The 16,026-nt window shown below is 38.1% G+C and carries 13 protein-coding genes and 2 pseudogenes; 4 read left to right on the top strand and 11 right to left on the bottom strand.

Features of this window, described 5'->3' with window-relative positions; translation table 11 throughout:
- Window positions 1–259: 259 nt before the first annotated feature.
- From B9T25_RS14875 to hrpA, 3 genes and pseudogenes are all read right to left on the bottom strand, one after another.
- Window positions 260–383, bottom strand: a pseudogene (locus tag B9T25_RS14875) (glycerol acyltransferase); the annotation flags it as partial.
- Between the two features lie 10 nt (window positions 384–393).
- A complete protein-coding gene (locus B9T25_RS10530; RefSeq protein WP_086188375.1) occupies window positions 394–1,503 on the bottom strand; it encodes a beta-ketoacyl-ACP synthase III in 1,110 nt (369 codons plus the stop codon).
- Window positions 1,504–1,531: 28 nt separating this feature from the next.
- Window positions 1,532–5,395, bottom strand: coding sequence for an ATP-dependent RNA helicase HrpA (hrpA, locus tag B9T25_RS10525; RefSeq protein ID WP_416202363.1), 3,864 nt, complete (start codon window positions 5,393–5,395; stop codon window positions 1,532–1,534).
- A gap of 512 nt (window positions 5,396–5,907) precedes the next feature.
- Here hrpA and ahpC point away from each other — a divergent pair.
- Complete coding sequence (gene ahpC / locus B9T25_RS10520) at window positions 5,908–6,471, top strand: alkyl hydroperoxide reductase subunit C (RefSeq protein ID WP_086188374.1); 564 nt, start codon at window positions 5,908–5,910, stop codon at window positions 6,469–6,471.
- Between the two features lie 103 nt (window positions 6,472–6,574).
- On the opposite strand, the gene B9T25_RS10515 is transcribed toward ahpC, so the two are convergent.
- Window positions 6,575–7,348, bottom strand: coding sequence for a glucose 1-dehydrogenase (locus B9T25_RS10515; protein WP_086188373.1), 774 nt, complete (start codon window positions 7,346–7,348; stop codon window positions 6,575–6,577).
- A 309-nt stretch (window positions 7,349–7,657) separates the two neighbouring features.
- On the opposite strand from B9T25_RS10515, the gene B9T25_RS10510 reads away from it, so the two are divergent.
- A complete protein-coding gene (locus B9T25_RS10510) occupies window positions 7,658–7,864 on the top strand; it encodes a KTSC domain-containing protein (RefSeq protein ID WP_086188372.1) in 207 nt (68 codons plus the stop codon).
- Window positions 7,865–7,983: 119 nt separating this feature from the next.
- On the opposite strand, the pseudogene B9T25_RS10505 reads toward B9T25_RS10510, so the two are convergent.
- Together B9T25_RS10505 and B9T25_RS10500 are read right to left on the bottom strand one after the other, a co-directional pair.
- A pseudogene (locus tag B9T25_RS10505) lies at window positions 7,984–8,598 on the bottom strand (O-methyltransferase).
- A 62-nt stretch (window positions 8,599–8,660) separates the two neighbouring features.
- Window positions 8,661–8,882: a DUF1653 domain-containing protein gene (locus B9T25_RS10500; RefSeq protein WP_004648713.1), complete on the bottom strand. Its 222-nt coding sequence runs from the start codon at window positions 8,880–8,882 to the stop codon at window positions 8,661–8,663.
- A 272-nt stretch (window positions 8,883–9,154) separates the two neighbouring features.
- Here B9T25_RS10500 and ahpF point away from each other — a divergent pair, with 272 nt between their 5' ends.
- Complete coding sequence (ahpF, locus tag B9T25_RS10495; protein ID WP_086188371.1) at window positions 9,155–10,720, top strand: alkyl hydroperoxide reductase subunit F; 1,566 nt, start codon at window positions 9,155–9,157, stop codon at window positions 10,718–10,720.
- A 280-nt stretch (window positions 10,721–11,000) separates the two neighbouring features.
- On the opposite strand, the gene B9T25_RS10490 is transcribed toward ahpF, so the two are convergent.
- The 3 genes from B9T25_RS10490 to B9T25_RS10480 form a co-directional block, all read right to left on the bottom strand.
- Window positions 11,001–11,255: a YfhL family 4Fe-4S dicluster ferredoxin gene (locus B9T25_RS10490; protein WP_086188370.1), complete on the bottom strand. Its 255-nt coding sequence runs from the start codon at window positions 11,253–11,255 to the stop codon at window positions 11,001–11,003.
- 11 nt (window positions 11,256–11,266) lie between these two features.
- Window positions 11,267–12,664 (bottom strand): tRNA 5-hydroxyuridine modification protein YegQ, encoded by a 1,398-nt coding sequence (yegQ, locus tag B9T25_RS10485; RefSeq protein ID WP_086188369.1) that lies wholly within the window; start codon window positions 12,662–12,664, stop codon window positions 11,267–11,269.
- A 71-nt stretch (window positions 12,665–12,735) separates the two neighbouring features.
- Window positions 12,736–13,152 (bottom strand): MerR family DNA-binding protein, encoded by a 417-nt coding sequence (locus B9T25_RS10480; RefSeq protein WP_086188368.1) that lies wholly within the window; start codon window positions 13,150–13,152, stop codon window positions 12,736–12,738.
- A gap of 71 nt (window positions 13,153–13,223) precedes the next feature.
- On the opposite strand from B9T25_RS10480, the gene B9T25_RS10475 reads away from it, so the two are divergent.
- A complete protein-coding gene (locus tag B9T25_RS10475) occupies window positions 13,224–13,853 on the top strand; it encodes a cation transporter (RefSeq protein ID WP_086188367.1) in 630 nt (209 codons plus the stop codon).
- 203 nt (window positions 13,854–14,056) lie between these two features.
- Here B9T25_RS10475 and B9T25_RS10470 read toward each other — a convergent pair whose 3' ends face one another.
- Window positions 14,057–14,782: a DUF2071 domain-containing protein gene (locus B9T25_RS10470; RefSeq protein ID WP_228146878.1), complete on the bottom strand. Its 726-nt coding sequence runs from the start codon at window positions 14,780–14,782 to the stop codon at window positions 14,057–14,059.
- Between the two features lie 346 nt (window positions 14,783–15,128).
- Complete coding sequence (locus B9T25_RS10465) at window positions 15,129–15,968, bottom strand: hypothetical protein (protein ID WP_086188365.1); 840 nt, start codon at window positions 15,966–15,968, stop codon at window positions 15,129–15,131.
- Window positions 15,969–16,026 lie beyond the last annotated feature (58 nt).

The raw sequence follows: 16,026 nt of genomic DNA, 5'->3' as shown, positions 1-16,026 counted from the left end.
AAGATAATGTATGCCGAAGAGAGAATTTAAGCAAACCTAGCTGACCAGAATTTATACTTAATTATTTGATATTCAATTATAAAAAATATAGATCTCACATAAACAAGGCTATACCAATTTCAAAAATCAAATATTTTCACCTTTTAAAATGTTCTCATCCTCAACACATTTGTTGTTGAATTTAGTCATGAAAATCTTTTAATCGTTCAATATGCATTGAATTTGGGTTGGATATAAATTGAAAAATATAATTACGTCAGATCGGCAAATAAAAATGGCTATGGTCAGCAATACTGACCACAACCATTTTATTTTTATTGTATAAGTACAATAATCATCGGCGAATCAATCACAACATAAAGGTATGATGACCCACGTAGTATTCTTTATGACTTAGCCAACAACATGTTTTTGTACAAGAATCGACCCAACAGAATAACCTGCACCGAATGAGCACAGTACACCATATTCACCATCATTAACTTCGTCTGCAGTACGATGCAATGCAATGATTACACCAGCAGAAGACGTGTTAGCAAATTCATCTAGAATAATCGGTACAAGCGCACGATCAGCATCTTTACCCACTACATATTTTAAAATCAGATCATTCATACTGGCATTGGCTTGATGTAACCAAAAACGCTTCACATTGCTTGGTGCAATGCTATTTTTCTCAAGTTGAGTGGTAATAATTTTAGCCACCAATGGGCAAACTTCTTTAAAGACTTTACGACCATCCTGACGGAACAATTTGTCATCTACCACTGCATCTTCACTACGGTTTAAGTAACCGAAGTTGTTGCGAATATTATTTGAAAACTGGGTAAACAAATGCGTATCTACAATTTCAAAACCAGTTTTGGTGGTCGTATCTTCAATAATCGACGCAGTCGCAACATCACCAAAAATAAAGTGACAGTCACGTGAACGGAAATCGGTATGACCGGAGGTGATTTCAACATTAACTAGCAATACACGGCGTGCGCCACATTTAATGGCATCAGCGGCTTGCTTTAAACCAAATGTTGCAGCAGAACATGCCACATTCATGTCGTAAGCGTAACCTTGAATCCCCAAAGCAGATTGAATTTCAATTGCAACCGCAGGATAAGCACGTTGAATATTTGAACATGACAGAATAACCACATCGATATCTTCTGCAGTTACCCCTGCATTTTCCATCGCTTGTTTAGCCGCAGTCACGCCCCATTCTGCCTGAATAGAAAGCTCATCATTACTACGTTCACGTAAACGTGGATACATACGTTTTGGGTCTAACACACCTGACTTATCAGCAACATAACGGCTTTTAACACCAGATGCTTTTTCAATAAATTCAGCATTTGAACCGCGACGTGCGGCTATTTCACCCGCTGCAATTTTATCAGCATTGTCGTGATTAAACAGTTCCACATAAGCATTTAAACTGGTCACTAACTCTTCATTGCTAATGGCTTCTTCTGGATGATATAAGCCTGTACCTGTAATACGAATGCCCATGTAAAACTCCTACTAATATCGCACTATGTTAACCGATGCCCAATTGATTCCATACTTTTTGCAATCTGGTTGGAGAAATAGGCATCTTTGTTTTCATTGGCTGTGAGAACAAAGAAATGCGAAATTCTTCAATCATGAAGTACAGTTCTTTTAGGCGAGCATCATTTTTAAACTTAAATAATTTTTCCATCCATGGATCAACTTGATCAATGGCAGAATTGTCCCTTTGTAGGTTATTTGGCAAGCGCTCTAAACGCAAGACCAAAGCCTTTAAATAACGTGGAAACTCCTGCCATATGTCTGAAGATTTGACATATACGCAGTTGGAAAGATTCATTAAATCAAGCTGATCTTCAACATCATCTATATTTTTTCCAAACAGAGAATCGTCTAAAACCAACAATTTCCGACGGATATCCTGCCATTGGATATAAATATCACTCAATATGGATAATGCCTCTTGTCCCTGCGTAAGGAAAGATTTTTTTACATTTAAAATTAAGTTTTGAAATTCTTCAGCATTGACAGGAAGATCATTTATTGACATCTGTAGTGTGGCATAAACTAACATTTGTTCTAACTGTGCTTTGTCACCCAATGGGGAATATGCCAAAGCCAGCGGTTTAGAAATCTGTTTTTTCAGTTGACGACTCAAATCCCCCAACTGCATATAAACTAGACGAATCACCCCTTCGCGGTGCAGACGAATCGCTTCTGCTTGATCATTAAAAGTTTGAATCACCACACCAGATTCATCTTTTGCATCCAGCTCTGCAAATGCTTTAACAGGAACTAAAGCTTGATATTGCTTAACAATCACCCCTGTCACTTTCTGCGATGCTTCAAAGGTAAAACTTTCAGGGAAAGCTTTAAATTCGCCTTTAAGCTGTTTGACAGGGCTATGTGTTTCCGTGCGGCAACGTGCTTTCAGTTCGACTAAATCACGCCCTTGTTCAATCACATGCCCTTTTTCATCAATCACTTTAATGAATGGCAACAAATACTGATCAATACGCTCAAAACTAAAGTCTTTTGCTGTGATTTGTTCCCCACGCAGTTGAAATGCCAAATAACTAAAAATATGTTCATGCAAATGAACGGCATCAATGCCTTTCATCAACTTACGCGCTGTATCAGGAATAGGCACTAAATTTCGGCGTTTATCTTTCGGCAAAGATTTTAATAATGCTTCAATCAAATCCTGTCGCCAGCCGGGAATTCCCCATGACCAAATATTTTCATCGACCTGCGGCAAAGCCTGTACAGGAATTTTAACATTGGCGCCATCTTCATCATGACTTGGGTCAAAGCGATAACTTGCAGCGAAACGCAATGAACCATTGTGTAGATAATCAGGGAATTGCTGCGTGGTCGGACGATCATTCATCCACAACGCATCATCATCCACAAATAAATAACGTGGATTTTGCGGTTCTATCGTCGCTCGCCAATCTTCAAAAGCACGTCGGCTGGCCACATCTTCAGGTACTTTGGAAGCATAGAATTGATAAATGGTTTCTTCATCCACCACCAAATCACGACGACGTAATTTGTCTTCAACACGTTCTACTTCTTCTAGTTTCTGCAAATTGTGTTTTAAAAATGGTGGTGTAATACCTAAATTGCCTGTGGTTAAAGCATCTCGCAGGAAAATTTCATGAGCTGCGGCTTGATCAACCTTTTCATAATTCATTAACTGCTTTGGCTGAATAATCAATCCAAACAATGAAATTTGATCATAGGCATTCACAATACCTGCTTTTTTCGACCAATGCGGTTCAAAATAGTGATGCTTCAACAAATCAGGTGCAGCAAGCAAAATCCATTCAGGTTCAATTTTCGCCAAAGTCCGTAAATACACTTGTGAGGTTTCCACCATCTCAAATGCCATCACCCAAGATGCTCCACCTTTATGTAAAGTCGATGCAGGGAAAATACGGGCTTTTTGCTGACGAACAGCCATATAGACATTTTTTTCATCGGTCTTATTGGCAATAAACGAAAGTAGCCCTGTCAATAAAGCACGGTGTAAGTTTTCATAACTGGCTTTTTTATCATTAAATGAAAGCTTTAAACCCTGAGCCAATTCAGAGAGTTGTTCATGCGTTTTTTTCCATTCACGCAAACGTAACCAACTGAGAAAATGCTGACGCGCGAAATTACGACGCTTATTTTCATTCATCGATTCACGGTTATTCTGTAAGGTTTCCCATAACTTAATGTAGAACAAAAAGTCTGAATCGCCTTCCTTAAATAACGCATGTTTTTGGTCGGCTTGGGTTTGTTTATCATTCGGGCGTTCACGTGGGTCTTGCACAGCAAGTGCAGCCACAATAATCAGCACTTCATTCAAGACACCAAAATGTGCACCGCCTAAAATCATTCGTGCCAAACGTGGGTCAATTGGCATCTTTGCCATCATTTGACCGATTTTCGTCAATTCAGACTTCTTCTCATTCATTGCCCCAAGTTCAAGCAGCAACTTCCGTCCATCATTGACCAAGCGATGATCTGGCGGCTCAATAAAGTCAAAAGCTTCCAAATCTCCCAAATTGAGACTTTGCATCTGCAAAATCACCGAGGCAAGATTGGTTCGTTTAATCTCTGGTTCGGTAAACTCAGGGCGACTTTGGAAGTCATCTTCTGAATACAGTCGAATACACACACCCGGTGCAATACGACCACAACGCCCTTTACGCTGATTCGCTGCGGCTTGAGATACAGCCTCAATCGGTAAACGCTGTACCCGTGAACGATAGCTATAACGTGAAATACGGGCAAACCCGCTATCAATAACATAGCGAATATTCGGCACAGTTAAAGCCGTTTCAGCCACGTTGGTGGCAATAATAATACGTCGTCCACCACCACCCGGACTAAAAATCCTTTGTTGTTCAGCCAATGCTAAGCGAGCATATAACGGTAAAATTTCCGTATGTCGTGGACCATGCTTTTGTAAGGTTTCTTGTAGCTCGCGAATTTCTTGTTCTGTACTGGCAAATATTAAAATATCTGCATGTTCAGGATGTCCTTTTTCTTGAGCATCAGCAAAACATTCTTCTACCGCTTGAACCACTGCACGCGGCAAATTTTCTTCAAAGTCGTCAAATTCATCGTCATCACTACCACCAATGGTCATTTCTGAAATGGGACGATAACGAAGCTCTACTGGAAAGCTTCGTCCTTCTACTTCAAAAACAGGGGCATCAAAAAAGTAACGACTAAAGCGATTCACATCTAAAGTTGCTGAAGTAATGATGACTTTTAAATCACGACGTTTATGCAGGAGTTGTTTTAAATACCCCATGATAAAGTCGATATTGAGCGAACGCTCATGCGCTTCATCAATAATAATGGTGTCGTATTTGGTTAAATAGCGATCATTTGTCAGTTCAGCCAGTAAAATACCATCCGTCATTAAACGGACGATAGAGTCTTGCGAACCTTGTTCATTAAAACGGATTTTAAAACCAATCGATTCACCCAGTTTTTCACCAACTTCTTCGGCAATACGCTGTGATACGCTACGTGCAGCCAGTCGACGTGGTTGGGTATGACCAATCATACCTGTTAAACCACGTCCAGCCAGCATGGCAATTTGTGGTAACTGCGTGGTTTTCCCCGACCCCGTTTCCCCTGCCACAATAATCACTTGGTGTTGTTGAATCGCTTTAATGAGCTGATCCGCAGATTGGGTCACGGGTAAATCTTGATTCAGTCGAATATTTGGGAGACGTGATAGACGTTCACGGACTTTATGATTGGATTTTTCAAAAAGTTCCTGATATTGCGCCTCACTGGCATCTTTACCTTTGCGTAGTCGATTTAAACGATGATGGTCACGCGCCATGACCCATTGATCTACATTTAAATGACTTAACACAGATAACATATCCCAAAACAAAAAATTGAACTGCACATTTTACGCTGTAACGCTCTCGAGAGAAAGACAACGCAATATTTATTCATTGCATTTAATGCAAAGAATATTCAAAAACATCAGAACAGCTCACGATCTAAGTTTAAATAGGCTATTGAAATTCGTAGACCATCACATTCATAAACCATATAAAACGATCTAACAATTTATATTTACTGTCATAATTCACCGCAAAAACGATTTGATCTTCAAAAAGAAATCTACTTTTTTAAAAACTTACCCTTGAATTTTAGATAGCCAGCCTTCATCTTCTAAGGCAAGCCGAAAAACTGATGTTTTGTCATTAAGCCATCATCTTTACATGGCTTAATCAATAAAAAGATCAGATTTGATGAAATAGTAAACTTCACAATATTTAATTCGGTTTTTCCGATTTCAATAATGTAAAAATACTGTTTCATCAATAACAAAAAATTCGCTATTCTTTTAGAAATTAAATACAAACCTCGATCATGGAGATAATGATGAGCTTAATTAATACAGAAGTTAAACCATTTAAAGCACAAGCATTCCACAACGGTCAATTTATTGAAGTGACTGAAGCTGATCTTAAAGGCAAATGGTCTGTATTCTTCTTTTATCCAGCTGACTTCACTTTTGTTTGCCCAACTGAACTTGGTGACCTTGCAGACAACTACGCTGAATTCAAAAAATTAGGCGTTGAAATCTTTTCAGTTTCTACTGACACGCATTTCACGCATAAAGCTTGGCACGATTCTTCAGCAGAAATCAAAAAAATTGAATACGTAATGGTTGGTGATCCAACTTGGACGCTTGCTAAAAACTTTGAAGTATTAATTGAATCTGTTGGCCTTGCTGATCGTGGTACTTTCGTAATCGATCCTGAAGGTAAAATCCAAATCGTTGAAATCAACGCTGGTGGTATTGGTCGTGATGCTTCTGAACTTCTTCGTAAAGTTAAAGCAGCTCAATATGTTCACGCTCACCCAGGTGAAGTTTGCCCAGCTAAATGGCAAGAAGGCGATGCAACTTTAGCGCCTTCAATTGACCTAGTGGGTAAAATCTAATTTCTATTAGATTGAACTGATTCAAAAACCACGCTTTCTAGCGTGGTTTTTTTATTGCTAATCTAAGTTGCTTAAATTTTTATTAATTTTATCAAACTAGAATCTAATCTAAAGTCTGAACACCGCCGCCATTTACAAAAATAGTTTGTCCACTCACCCACGCTGAAATTGGCGAGGCAAAATACAACATTGCTCCTGCAATATCGTCTGCCGTTCCCAGTCTTTTTATGGGTGTATGCTGCAACATTTTCTCTTCAATCTCTGGGGTCAGCACACTTACCAAAGCAGCGGTTCGCGTTGCACCAGGGCCAACTGCATTAATTCGAACCTCTGGACCAAAATCAAAGGCTAGGTTCGCAACCATATGATTGACAGCAGCTTTAGATCCTCCATATCCACTCATATTTGGAGAGGCATTTTTACTAGACATTGAAGAAGTAATCACAATTGAACCATAACCTGATTTTTTCATATGCGGTACGCATAACTGACTTAAGCGCCAGCCACTAAATACATTGAGCTCATAATCACGCTTAATGTCATCAATGGTAATTTGAAAAGGATTTTCACGTCCTCCACCTCCACCGCCTGCGTTGTTAATTAGAATATTGACCGTACCAAAAGTTTGCACGGTTAAATCAACAAGATTAACCAAACTCAGATCATCTAAAACATTACATTGCACAGCTAAAGCTCGTACGCCTATTTGCTCAACGTCTTCCACCACCTTTTGAGCTTTTTCCATATTTAAGTCGCCAATAACAATATGCGCACCTGCTTCTGCTAAAAGTAATGCCGTTGCCTTACCAATACCATCCGCACCGCCTGTAACAATAGCGACTTTATCTTTTAGGTTAAAAAGCTCATTCATTTTCATGCCAATACCTTTTTTATCAAACTTTATTATGAGAGAAGAAATAGTATAATTCTTATCAGTTTTATCTCATTGCATAACTTTTTGATATACAGATTTAAGTATATAAGTAACATTATATGAAATTATAAAAAATCAATAATTTAAAATAGAGCTTGCTTTAATTTATTATTTTTGCATATTGCACCTCTCTGCTTCATTTTATTTTTTAGTTACAAATTTGCTATACATCCATTAAGTCTTTTTAATTACCTTTAAATGAAACAGAGGTAGCATAGAAGTCTGTAAATAAACAATAAAAAGGAGTTGCTTATGGAAACAATACTTATGGTAACTTCTTATAAATACAATGCATCTTCACGCTATTTAAAAATTTTTTATAATAATGGCTCGGGAGAGCTGTACTACCCTGTCCCTGAATTTATTTATAATAATTTGTTGCGTTGTAGTGATAAAACAGCCTTTGTACACAAATACCTAGAATATGATGTACATTTTACGCGGCTTTCAATTCAGTAAACTCAGAAAATGAATAATTCAAAGTATTAGATCACTTGTATAATGCAGGAAACCTTCAATTATATTATTTTCAAATTAATATAATCTATACTGATTGATAAATGCTTTATACAAGCAATCTAACCACAGACAAGATTAGAAGATTGTTTATAAGCAACCATAAATATACCTGCCCCTATAGATAGTATCATCGTCATGAACCGTTCATCATTTGTTACTAACTCAATAAATTTTTTAACTTCTGCCGTATGAGAAATCACATTATCCACCATTTAAACACCCCCTTTCGGATTCATCATATTTTGTAGATAGGTCCAATAATCAACATAAGCAATACGTTCTGCATCTAACAAAATAAAATCATATTGCATTACACTATTTTCAAGAAAGTTTTGAGCATCACCTACCCAAAAATCAATTACATCATCCAATGCTAATTCTTGAGCATATTTCTTTGCTTTTGTTGTACGTGATTGATCAATTTCGAGAGTTGTCACATGACCTTGCGTTTCTTTCGCAGCATTGGCTAGCCATAAAGTCGAATAACCTGTCGAAGTACCAATCTCTAGAATTTTTTTAGATTGCTGGATCCGAATTTGCATGGCTAAAAATAATGCAGAGTCAGGTTCAATATTTCGATAACGCTTAATACGGTCAGTTTGTAAAGCATCAAATTTGATAAAACTTTGATACAACTCTTGCATCCGTTGTTGAAATAGTAAACTCATGCTCATATCAGATGTCCTAATCTTTAGCGGTTGTTCTGAGCCTAACTTATCTATAATAAAAACTATATTTAAGCCGTCTCTTGAATCAATTTAAATCGTGGTAGCACTTGACCATCAGATAAAGTAACCGTTTCTTGAAACATCTCTAATGGACGCACCCACATAGAATAATCACCATATAAACACTGATAGACCACCAGCTTTTCACCTGTTTCACTGTGTGTTGCCACATGAAAAACTTGATATAAATTCCCTTTATAATGTTGATAAATTCCAGATTTAAGGTTCATTGATTTTTGCCCAGTGAAAAAGTTTCCCTCATCATAATCAAATTACCTATTGATCATGACATAAATTTAATGTTTCCATAAAATATCTAATAAATGTTTGAATACACGCATTAAACCCTGATATCCAAAGTTAAAATATTACTGACATCAATGACGAATAATCAATCTACTTATTCGATTATAATTATAAAAACAAACTGTTTTACCTATTTATTGATTTATCTTATGATGACTACATTCAATAGACATTTACTCCTTTGGAGACCTTAGCCATGTTAGATCAAAATACTTCAGCACAATTAAAAACCCTACTTGAACGCTTAGAAAGTCCAATTGAAATTGTGGCATCGCTCAATGATTCTGACAAATCAGACAAAATTAAAGAATTGGTCACTGAAATTGCAGCATTATCCGATCAAGTGACGGCTCGTTTTGATGGCACAAATAGCCGTCGTCCAAGTTTTGGGATTGCCAAAGTGGGTGAGCAACCACGAGTTAACTTTGCTGGTTTGCCAATGGGTCATGAGTTCACCTCACTGATCTTGGCTTTGTTACAAGTATCGGGTTATGCACCTAAAGTATCTGATGAAGTTTTAGCACAAATCAAAGGCTTAAACTTAAGCGATGATTTTGATGTATTCGTATCTTTAAGCTGCCATAACTGTCCTGACGTGGTRCAAGCTTTAAACCTGATTGCCATTAACAACCCAAATGCCACTGCAACCATGATTGATGGGGCGTTCTTCCAAGACGAAGTTGAACAACGCAAAATCATGGCCGTACCAATGTTGTTCCAAAATGGTGAGCATATTGGTCAAGGTCGTATGACTTTGGAAGAAATTGTGGCAAAACTAGATACACACTCATCGAGTAAAGATGCACAAAAACTCAATGCCAAAGGTGTGTTTGATGTACTGGTGATTGGTGGTGGTCCTGCGGGAAATACCGCAGCCATTTATGCGGCACGTAAAGGCATTCAAACGGGTATTGTGGCGGAACGCTTTGGTGGTCAAGTCATGGATACCATGGACATTGAAAACTACACTTCAGTACAAAAAACACAAGGTCCGAAGTTTGCCGCTGAAATGGAAGCGCATGTGCGTGCTTATGATGTCGACATCATGAACTTACAAAAAGTGGCTGCGATTAAAGGTGCTGATGAAACGGTGAATGGTTTAGTTGAAGTGACATTGGAGAATGGCGCTAAACTGGAATCAAAAACCATTATTTTATCGACAGGTGCACGCTGGAGAGAAATGAATGTACCGGGTGAGCAAGAATACAAAACCCGTGGTGTGGCGTACTGCCCACACTGTGATGGCCCATTGTTTAAAGGCAAACGTGTTGCAGTGATTGGTGGGGGTAACTCAGGTGTGGAAGCGGCAATTGATCTTGCTGGGATTGTTGAGCATGTGACCTTGGTTGAGTTTGATACCAAATTACGTGCAGACCAAGTCTTACAAGATAAACTCAACAGCTTGCCAAATACCACCGTGATCATGAATGCACTTTCGACTGAAGTGGTCGGTGATGGTGCACAAGTGACTGCACTTAAATACAAAGATCGTGCAACGGATGTCGAACATAGCATTGAGCTTGCTGGAATCTTTGTACAAATTGGTTTGTTACCGAATACGGATTTCTTAAAAGCATCCAATGTTGAACTTTCCAACCGTGGTGAGATTGTGATTAATGATCGTAATGAAACCAATGTGAAAGGTGTATTTGCAGCAGGTGACTGTACCACAGTGCCATATAAACAAATCATCATTGCTACTGGTGAAGGCGCGAAAGCATCACTCTCAGCTTTTGATTACATCATCCGTTCGGGGATGTAAATAATAAAAAAGAGGTTAAAGTGTCCCCAAGCACCTTAACCTCTTCATCACGCGTTATTTGACTATTATTTTTCTCAAATATTCTTGTTTTATAGGAACTTTGGAGGCTAATCCTTAAGTTCCTTTTTTATGCTTGCAATGTGTAAATCTAAAGTGTCCCCAAGCACCTTAGATTTACGGTTGCATTAAACATTTTTTGTTTTGCAATCTTATTATTTTACTTTTCCCAAGCTTTTTTTTATTTAATTAAGCAATTAATGTTCCAACTCAATGGCAAATATTAAGCTTTAAATAAGTCCAATCCTTTGAATTTTTCCAGCAATTGCACTCGTGTTTCTAAGTACTCAGGATGCGGCGTAATACAGTCAATGGGGCAAACGGCTAAACAGGTCTGATGATCATAAAAACCGACACATTCTGTACAACGATCTACATCAATTTCATACACTTTACTGCCCTCCAAAATGGCCTCATTAGGGCATTCAGGCAGGCACATATCGCAATTAATACATTGATTGGTAATCAATAAAGCCATACGTTTATCTCTTAGCTCGCTACATATGCCAGTGCAGAGGCGGTAATATCTTGCATTGAATACGGTAGATTACGAATGAGCAGGGCATGGTTCATATCGACATTGGCAGGAACAGGAATATCAACGATATAACCAGAGCCTTTGGCTTCAGAAATAGCATGGCCTTTTTTGTCTAAAATTTCAGTCAGCGTAAAAGTGATGTTGCCAGAAGTAGTCATGAGTTCTAATGAATCACCCACGTCAAAACGGTTTTTAACTTCAATTTTAATATAGTTGCCATTACGTTCTAAAACCTCACCGACAAACTGTTGATGATTAAAACGTGATGAACCCGTTTCGTAGTTTTGATATTCGCTATGCACATGACGACGTAGGAAACCTTCGGTATAACCACGGTTGGCCAAACCTTCTAATTGATTCATTAATGCTGGATCAAAAGCTTGACCAGACAGTGCATCATCAAGTGCTTTACGGTAAATTTGTGCAGTACGTGCACAATAGAAGTAAGATTTGGTACGACCTTCAATTTTTAATGAGTGAATGCCTATTTTCGCTAAACGATCGACATGCTGAACGGCACGTAAATCTTTAGAGTTCATGAAGTACGTACCATGTTCATCTTCTTCCGCAGCGAACATTTCTTCTTCATTACGTTGTAATAAAACCGGTTCGCCAAATTGGTGTTGTTCTATGGCGTGTTGCTCATCGGCATCTTTATTGTTGCAGCAAGATGCCGTTTCCAGTGGTTGGACTGGAATGACATCCCCAGAGGTATCTTCTGCTGCTTCGTGAATCTTATATTCCCAGCGACATGCGTTAGTGCAAGCACCTTGATTTGCATCACGTTTATTCATATAGCCTGAAAGTAAGCAACGACCGGAATAAGCCATATAGAGTGCACCATGTACGAAAACTTCAATTTCCATATCAGGCACATTCTGTTTAATTTCTTCAATTTCCTCTAAAGATAATTCACGTGACAAAATGACACGGGTTAAGCCCATATTTTTCCAAAATTTCACCGTTGCCCAGTTCACCGCATTGGCTTGAACAGAAAGATGGATCGAAACGTCTGGAAAATGTTCACGCACCATCATGATTAATCCGGGATCAGACATAATCAAAGCATCAGGCTGCATGGCAACAACAGGCTCAAGGTCTTGAATAAAATTTTTAAGTTTGCTGTTGTGTGGTTGAATATTTGCGACCACATAGAATTTTTTGCCTAAAGCATGTGCCTCAGCAATACCAATTTTTAAGTTGTCATGATCAAACGCATTATTACGTACACGTAAGCTATAACGTGGCTGTCCTGCATAAACGGCATCGGCTCCATAAGCAAATGCATAACGCATATTCTTAAGTGAACCAGCCGGAGAGAGGAGTTCAGTTACGTGGGAAATAGTCATGACTTAAATAAAGGCATATAAAAAATATGTCTTTATTGTAAGGATATAAAAAAATGATTCAACCTAGTATTTTAGTAAGGTTTATCTGTGCTCAATTTTAGGTTTTTTAATATATTACAGCGATCTACGGTAGTATTTGAACTGCATGATTGACGCAGTTCCTGTAATTGAGTTTTAAATTTTTGCAGTTCGTTCAGTTTTTCTTCCACTTGCTGAATATGCTGTTCAATCAAGTGGTCAATAACCAAACAATCTTGCTTTGGCTGTTTGGTTAATTCGATTAATTCGGCAATTTCGTGCAGCGAAATATCCAATGCACGGCAGCGTTTAATAAAAATCAGCCGTTTTAATGTTTCTTCATCATAATATTTATAGTTATTTTCTGCACGAAAATTTGCTTTAATCAGCAGTTTTTTCTCATAAAAACGAATTGAGTCTGTGCTTAATTGCGCTTTCTTTGCTAAATCACCAATTAAATACTGCTGCATGCCTTGACCTTGGAGTTAGACCATAGTTTTAAATAGCATATACAGTTTAAACTTTAAACAAGAGGTATGCCATGGCTTGTAGTTGCAGTGCTGAACCAGCACCGCTAAAACCCAATAGCAAATTTAGAACGGCTTTATGGATTGTGCTATTCATTAATTTGACCATGTTCTTTGTTGAACTAATGGGGGGCGCTTATGCACATTCATCTGCGTTATGGGCAGATTCGCTGGATTTCTTTGGTGATGCCGTGAATTACGCTATTTCGTTGGCTGTACTTAGTGCAAGCTTATATTGGCGTGCAACCGTTGCTTTAGCGAAAGGTATTGTAATGGCTACTTTTGGTTTTGTGGTCATTGGCAAAGTGATTTATGCCTATATGCAAGGTATTTCGCCTGAAGCGATAACCATGGGTGCAATTGGGATTTTGGCTTTAATTGCAAATGTTGTGTCAGCGATCATTTTATATGCTTTTCGTGATGGTGACTCGAATATGCAGTCGGTTTGGCTTTGCAGCCGTAACGATGCCATTGGTAATACTGCGGTAATATTTGCCGCGATTGGTGTATTTGGAACAGGAAGTATGTTGCCGGATATTATTGTGGCGGTGATTATGGCTGCTTTAGGTTTAACGGGTGGGTATCAGGTGGTGGTGAAAGCACTTCATGAGCGAAAAGATAATAGAGTCACCGCAGTCAATTAATAGGCGTTCCTCACATATCTTAAGGGAAGATCTGAAACAGATATTTCACCGTTATGGCTGAGCGAAAAACAGCGTATGAACATTAACAGATAGCGAGTTAGTTTTCTGGTCTCCTGCACCAATGGAATCAGATTTCCCTATTCATTGTGAAAAATAACAACAATTAGATCAATAAAAAACAGAGGTCTAGACCTCTGTTTTTTTTATTCGCCGAGTATGGTCGGCGGCAGATAAATCGTAAATTCATTAACAGGTTCAATTAGCACACTATAAGGCTGTAATTGATTTTCAAACGACACTAACTTCATACGCGCTAAAAGTTCAAATTTGGCATGCAGTAGTTGTGCCGGTTTGGGCTGCAAGCGTTCATGCCACACACGGTAAGTACCTAATTTTCCATCTCGGCGATGATAAAAACCTGCCAGCGGATGAGTTAAAAAGACCTGATAACTTTCTAAATTTGGAAAGCCGGAATAGTTCCAATCATCACTTTCAGATTGGGTTAAATGCAATGCTGAGCTGGCCCATGCAGATTGAGTTTGCACTTTATACTGTGTATACAATCCAGCATTATCTTGCTGACAGTCAAATTCAAAACTTGCTGGGTGCCACGGTAATTGCCATAAATGGCGCGGCACAAGCAAGGTCCAAGAATCTAAAGTCGTGCCAATAAACCATACACAGCGTTCTTGTGTTTCCTGATCGACCACATAAACGCGGTAATCGGTCTGTTCCATAGTGAAGTTAGGAAAAGGGCACACAGCAGAAGTAAAATCAACAGTTATAAATGGAACGACAGACATCAAAGCCTGTTCTTTGCCTTGATATTGAATGGTGTCCAATTTAAATCGTGCAGGAATAATGTCTTTAAAACGGATGGGGTCGATTGCATAAGTGATCAGTGCAAAATGTTGCAGCTTACATTGCACATCCAGGCCCGTCGGCTTGGGGCGCGGGTATAAAAAGTCTTGAAAATTTAAGTTTGGAAAAGTCATTTTAACCAATTTGGAAAATTTATAATTGTTGAGTAAATATAAAACAAAGTTTACAGATGCGTAAATATAGATGAAACATTATGCACATTTTCTTTTAACAGATTTAGTTTTTCTAATTCAGACAAGCAAGGGAAAGGGTGCCACGACTATAAGTGGGCTTTACAAAAGTGTTTTTAAAATCGAATAATTCTTAGAAACAGAGTTATTTCAAGCGACTGACAGACTTTTTAATCAAATATACAGTGCTTTATGAACAATAAAAATATTTAAAAACAAATGTTTATGCAGTTGGATTGTCCATTTTGCTCCAAAAATTTTGCCAAAGCTGTAGGTATTGTTCAATGAGTTGTTCATAAGCAGGTCGTTGAATATGCATATAGCTTTGGGTGAAAAGTGCCCAAATATCGTCTTCATGATTGTCATCATTGGCTAATTTTTTTGAATGATCCACCACACCATGACAAGCATAATATCCATGTGTAAATTGCACGTCGTATTTTTTTAAATTAATTCTGAGTGCTTCACTGTATTTGATCACCTGCAATTCTGCACAGGCTAAAATTAACAATAAACTGTCATAAGAAGGTAGGTGTGGCTGATTGAATTGGTTGAGATCATAGGCTTCTGTAACCACTGCTTTTTGATCTAAAGGATCGACCTGTAGTAATCTTAATAAATCGATAAAGTAAATCAGATGCGATTTTGCTGGTGAACTCAAACTTAGCTCATATGTATTAAAACCTAATTCATCAATCAAGTTGAGAGATAGTAAATAGCGAGCATGGGCTTTAGCATGAACACGGTCTACTTCATGAATATTTTCATGATTTTCTAGCTGTAAAGCTTGATAAATAACCATGCTGAGCGCATCAGTAAAGGTTTTTACAATGGCAGTAAAATAGTTGAGATGGATGAATTTTAACTGTTCTAAAGACAAAGTTTGAGTGTTAAGACGCGTTAAAATTGGATGCTGAAACAACGGATGTTGTAGGCAAGTTTGTTTAAGTTGTTGAACCTCATGGACATGCTTGTTCCATAAGGTAGACGGAATAGACTTTTTAATAAAACTTAAAGCTTCAAGCCGTGCATTTTTAGATTGAGTGAAAGAAAGTGTACTCATAAGGGGAGGTCAGTCTTCGAATCTTTCAATCATAGTAAAAAAAATATAAATACGCTAC

Origin of the sequence: Acinetobacter sp. ANC 4470 (assembly GCF_002135335.1) — a bacterium.
GTDB lineage: Bacteria > Pseudomonadota > Gammaproteobacteria > Pseudomonadales > Moraxellaceae > Acinetobacter.
Note: the sequence above shows the minus strand (reverse complement) of the source record. Positions and strands in the feature narration are given on the sequence as shown.

Coding starts and splice junctions, on each gene's coding strand:
- B9T25_RS10530 (WP_086188375.1), bottom strand. CDS start 1,503: ATGGGCATTCGTATTACAGGTACAGGCTTATATCATCCAGAAGAAGCC.
- hrpA (WP_416202363.1), bottom strand. CDS start 5,395: ATGTTATCTGTGTTAAGTCATTTAAATGTAGATCAATGGGTCATGGCG.
- ahpC (WP_086188374.1), top strand. CDS start 5,908: ATGAGCTTAATTAATACAGAAGTTAAACCATTTAAAGCACAAGCATTC.
- B9T25_RS10515 (WP_086188373.1), bottom strand. CDS start 7,348: ATGAAAATGAATGAGCTTTTTAACCTAAAAGATAAAGTCGCTATTGTT.
- B9T25_RS10510 (WP_086188372.1), top strand. CDS start 7,658: ATGGAAACAATACTTATGGTAACTTCTTATAAATACAATGCATCTTCA.
- B9T25_RS10500 (WP_004648713.1), bottom strand. CDS start 8,882: ATGAACCTTAAATCTGGAATTTATCAACATTATAAAGGGAATTTATAT.
- B9T25_RS10490 (WP_086188370.1), bottom strand. CDS start 11,255: ATGGCTTTATTGATTACCAATCAATGTATTAATTGCGATATGTGCCTG.
- yegQ (WP_086188369.1), bottom strand. CDS start 12,664: ATGACTATTTCCCACGTAACTGAACTCCTCTCTCCGGCTGGTTCACTT.
- B9T25_RS10480 (WP_086188368.1), bottom strand. CDS start 13,152: ATGCAGCAGTATTTAATTGGTGATTTAGCAAAGAAAGCGCAATTAAGC.
- B9T25_RS10475 (WP_086188367.1), top strand. CDS start 13,224: ATGGCTTGTAGTTGCAGTGCTGAACCAGCACCGCTAAAACCCAATAGC.
- B9T25_RS10465 (WP_086188365.1), bottom strand. CDS start 15,968: ATGAGTACACTTTCTTTCACTCAATCTAAAAATGCACGGCTTGAAGCT.